A 3,354-nucleotide genomic window follows, 5' to 3' on the forward strand; every position below is an offset into this window, starting at 1 on the left:
GCCGGGCGGCCTTCCGGCAAACCGTGGCGGCAGGTGCCGGGGTACGGGCGTTCGCCGTCGGCGCCGGGCAGGGTCTGGCCGCGCAAGGCCGAATCGGCGATTTCGCGGCGCGTGCAGCCGCAGCCATAGACCAGGCCGCGCGCAGCCAATGTATCGAAAGCCGCCTGATAGGCCGCGTTGCGCTGCGACTGCCACATGATGCCGCCGTCCCAATGCAGGCCGAGCGCGTCCAGCTGCGCCATGATGGTGTCGGCGGCGCCCGGCACGGTGCGGGGCACGTCTACGTCTTCCATGCGCAACAGCCAGCGCCCGCCGTGGGCGCGCGCATCCAGCCAACTGGCCAGCGCAGCCACAAGTGAACCCGCATGGAGCGGGCCGCTTGGGCTGGGGGCGAATCGGCCTACGTAGGTCACAGCAACGGCAAGGGGCCCCAATGCATGGGGCCCTGGCGCAGGATCATCAATGCAGCAACCGCACGCCTTCTTCGTCCAGCAGCTCTTCCAGGACCAGGTTGTCGATCTCGGCTTCCTGGCTCCAGAGAACCATGAGGGCGATGATCTTGATCTTGGACAGCGGCACGGGCGTTTCCGGCGAAGCCAGGCCCCGGTCGATGACGATTTCGCGCAACGGCGCCGGCAACACGCCGGCCGATTCCAGGAAGGCGATGAAGCCGATGGATTCGGTGCCGAGCTGGCTGTATTCGTTGTCGGTGTAGATCCGGGTTCCCGAGGTGGGAGCCTGAGCGAGGTCGACGCATCGTTCCGTGGTCTCGGCCAAACCGTACAGCCAGCCGAGGGCGTCGTCGATGTCTTCGTGCTCGAAACCGGCGGCGGCAAGCCGCTTAGCGAGCACATCGGCCGCAGGACAGGCTTGCGGCGTGTAGTAATTCTCGAACAGATAAACCAGGATATCGAACATATGGCGCAGTTTTGTGCCTGTTTGCACAGTCGGCCCGCAGATCGGCAGACCAGCAAACATGAATTTTACTTTACGCTGATTTATTTAGCCGGGCAACCGGCGGAAAGGCGGAATGTTGTATGTCGTCACCCTGTGGATACAGGCCCCTATTCTGCCGGGATTTGCTGCCAAAATACGGGATTGGGCGAAATAAAAAGGGGCGGACCGCAGTCCGCCCCTTTTATTTTTCAGGCCTTTCGGGTCACGCCGCTTTGGCCGCGGTCTCCAGTTTCAGTTCCGCCAACTGCCGGATGAAGACGGGGATGCAGATGGCCAGTCCGATCAGGCCGGTGGTCAGACCGGGGACGATCGTGAGCAGCGCGCCGACGGTGCACAGCCACCGTTCCCAGCTTTTCATGCCCACCAGCATGTAGCGCGAGAACGCCGCCGACAGCAGCACCAGGCCGACCATGCAGCCGGCAAGCGTCACCAAGAAGTCGTACCAGGTGAAGCCCTGCACCGAGATCAGCAGCGATGGCGAGAACACGAACACGAAGGGCACGATCAGTTTGGTGATGCCCAGCCTGAACGCCGTGTTCCCTGTCTTGAAGGGGTCGCTGCCCGCCATGCCCGCCGCCGCGTAGGCGGCAAGCGCAACCGGTGGCGTGATGTCGGCAAGGATGCCGAAATAGAACACGAAGAAGTGCGCCGCGATCGGCTGCACCCCCAGCTGCACCAGCGTGGGCGCGGCCACGGCGACCATGATCAGGTAATTGGCCGTGGTGGGGATGCCGCAGCCCATCAGGATGCACACGAGGCCCGTCATGATCAGCGCGGCGACAAGCGTCAACGACTGCGTGTTGGCGATCGCTTCCGGGATCACCACCGACGCGACGCCGGCGATGGACTGCGCCGCCGAGATCACGATGTACGAGATCTTGAAGCCCACGCCGGTCAGCGTCACCACGCCGATCACGATACCCACCGTGCCGGCCGCGGCGCCCACGGCCAGCGCGTACTTGGCGCCGGTCTCGAAGGCTTCGTACAGGTCGCGCAGGCGCAAGCGCTGGAACGGATTCAGCAGGCCCACCAGGATGCAGCCGGTGATGCCCGCGAACGCCGCCAGGTACGGCGTGCGGCCGCTGGCCAGGACGCCGATCAGCAGGAACAGCGGGATCAAGGTCGGCCAGCGCATCTTGACTGACTGCTTGAGCTTCGGCATTTCTTCGGGCGTCAGGCCGCGCAGCCCTTCACGCTTGGCCTCGAAGTGCACCTGCATGAACAGGCCGAAGAAGTACAGGAAGGCCGGGAAGATGCCCGCGATGGCGATCTGCTGGTACGGGATGCCCAGGAATTCGATCATCAGGAACGCGGCCGCGCCCATGATGGGCGGCGTGATCTGCCCGCCCGTGCTGCTGGCGGCTTCGACGCCGGCCGCGAAATGCCGCGGGTAGCCGACGCGGATCATCGCGGGAATCGTTAGCGAGCCCACCGTGACCGCATTGGCCACCGACGAACCGGACAACATGCCGAACATGGCCGAGCCAAACACCGACACCTTGGCCGGGCCGCCCGCATAGCGGCCGGCGACTGTCGAGGCCACGTCCAGGAATAACTGGCCCAGCCCGATGCGGGTTGCCAGCACGCCGAACAGCACGAAGTGGAACACGTAGGTTGCCACCACGCCCACCGCCACGCCGTACACGCCCTGGCTGGTCAGGTACATGTGGTTGACGATCTGGGACCAGGTGTTGCCAGCGTGCTGCAGCAGCCCGGGGAAATACGGGCCGAACATGGCATACGCCATGAACACCAGCGCGATGACGGGCAGCGGCCAGCCCATGGCACGCCGCGTGGCCTCCAGCAGGCCGATCAGGAGGATCGAGCCCATGAACACGTCGATCGGCAGCGGATTGCCGACGCGGAACGCAAGATCCTCGAAAATATAGGGGATGTACATCACCGACAGCGCCAGCGCCACGGCGATGATCCAGTCATACAGCGGTATGCCGCCCGGCGCGTACCAGGTGGACTTGGGTTCGCGCTGATAGTGCGACTTGGAAAAGCCGAACACCAGGAAGATCAGGCTCAGCACGAAGGCCAGGTGCACGCCGCGGTGCGTGGCCTCGCGCAGCAGGCCGAAGCCGGCGGTGTAGTAATGGAAGATCGAGAGCGTGACGAGCAGCCCTGAAACGATCCAGGTGGCGGTCTTGTCCAGCGGCCGGAAGCGGATCTCGGCATCGTACTTCTCCGCCAATTGCTGGGTTTTTTCGTGGTCTATTTCCATCGCCATAACTCTTTGGGTGATTCAGCAAGCAGGGCCGCTCGTGGCGGCCCTACTCAAGCGCAACGTGGAACACGCCGCAGGTATTTGCAATGTGCCCGGCCCCTTGCAGCGAAACGGCACGCCCGCCGCACAACGCCGCCGCCACCGATCCGAGCCGCGTGGATCCGGCT

At 64.5% G+C, this 3,354-nt stretch carries 3 protein-coding genes; all 3 read right to left on the bottom strand.

All coding sequences use genetic code 11. The features are described 5' to 3' along the window. On the bottom strand, positions 1-413 hold a 413-nt coding region (locus tag ACE039_RS22285), incomplete at its 3' end, for a glutamate--tRNA ligase family protein (RefSeq protein WP_485823357.1). A gap of 46 nt (positions 414-459) precedes the next feature. Next, a complete protein-coding gene (locus ACE039_RS22290) occupies positions 460-918 on the bottom strand; it encodes a Smg family protein (protein WP_006227779.1) in 459 nt (152 codons plus the stop codon). Positions 919-1,159: 241 nt separating this feature from the next. Beyond that, the gene (locus ACE039_RS22295; RefSeq protein ID WP_485823358.1) at positions 1,160-3,184 is read right to left on the bottom strand and encodes a TRAP transporter permease; all 2,025 of its coding nucleotides are present in this window, start codon (positions 3,182-3,184) and stop codon (positions 1,160-1,162) included. Positions 3,185-3,354: the final 170 nt, after the last annotated feature.

It is taken from the genome of Achromobacter maghribensis (assembly GCF_057334215.1).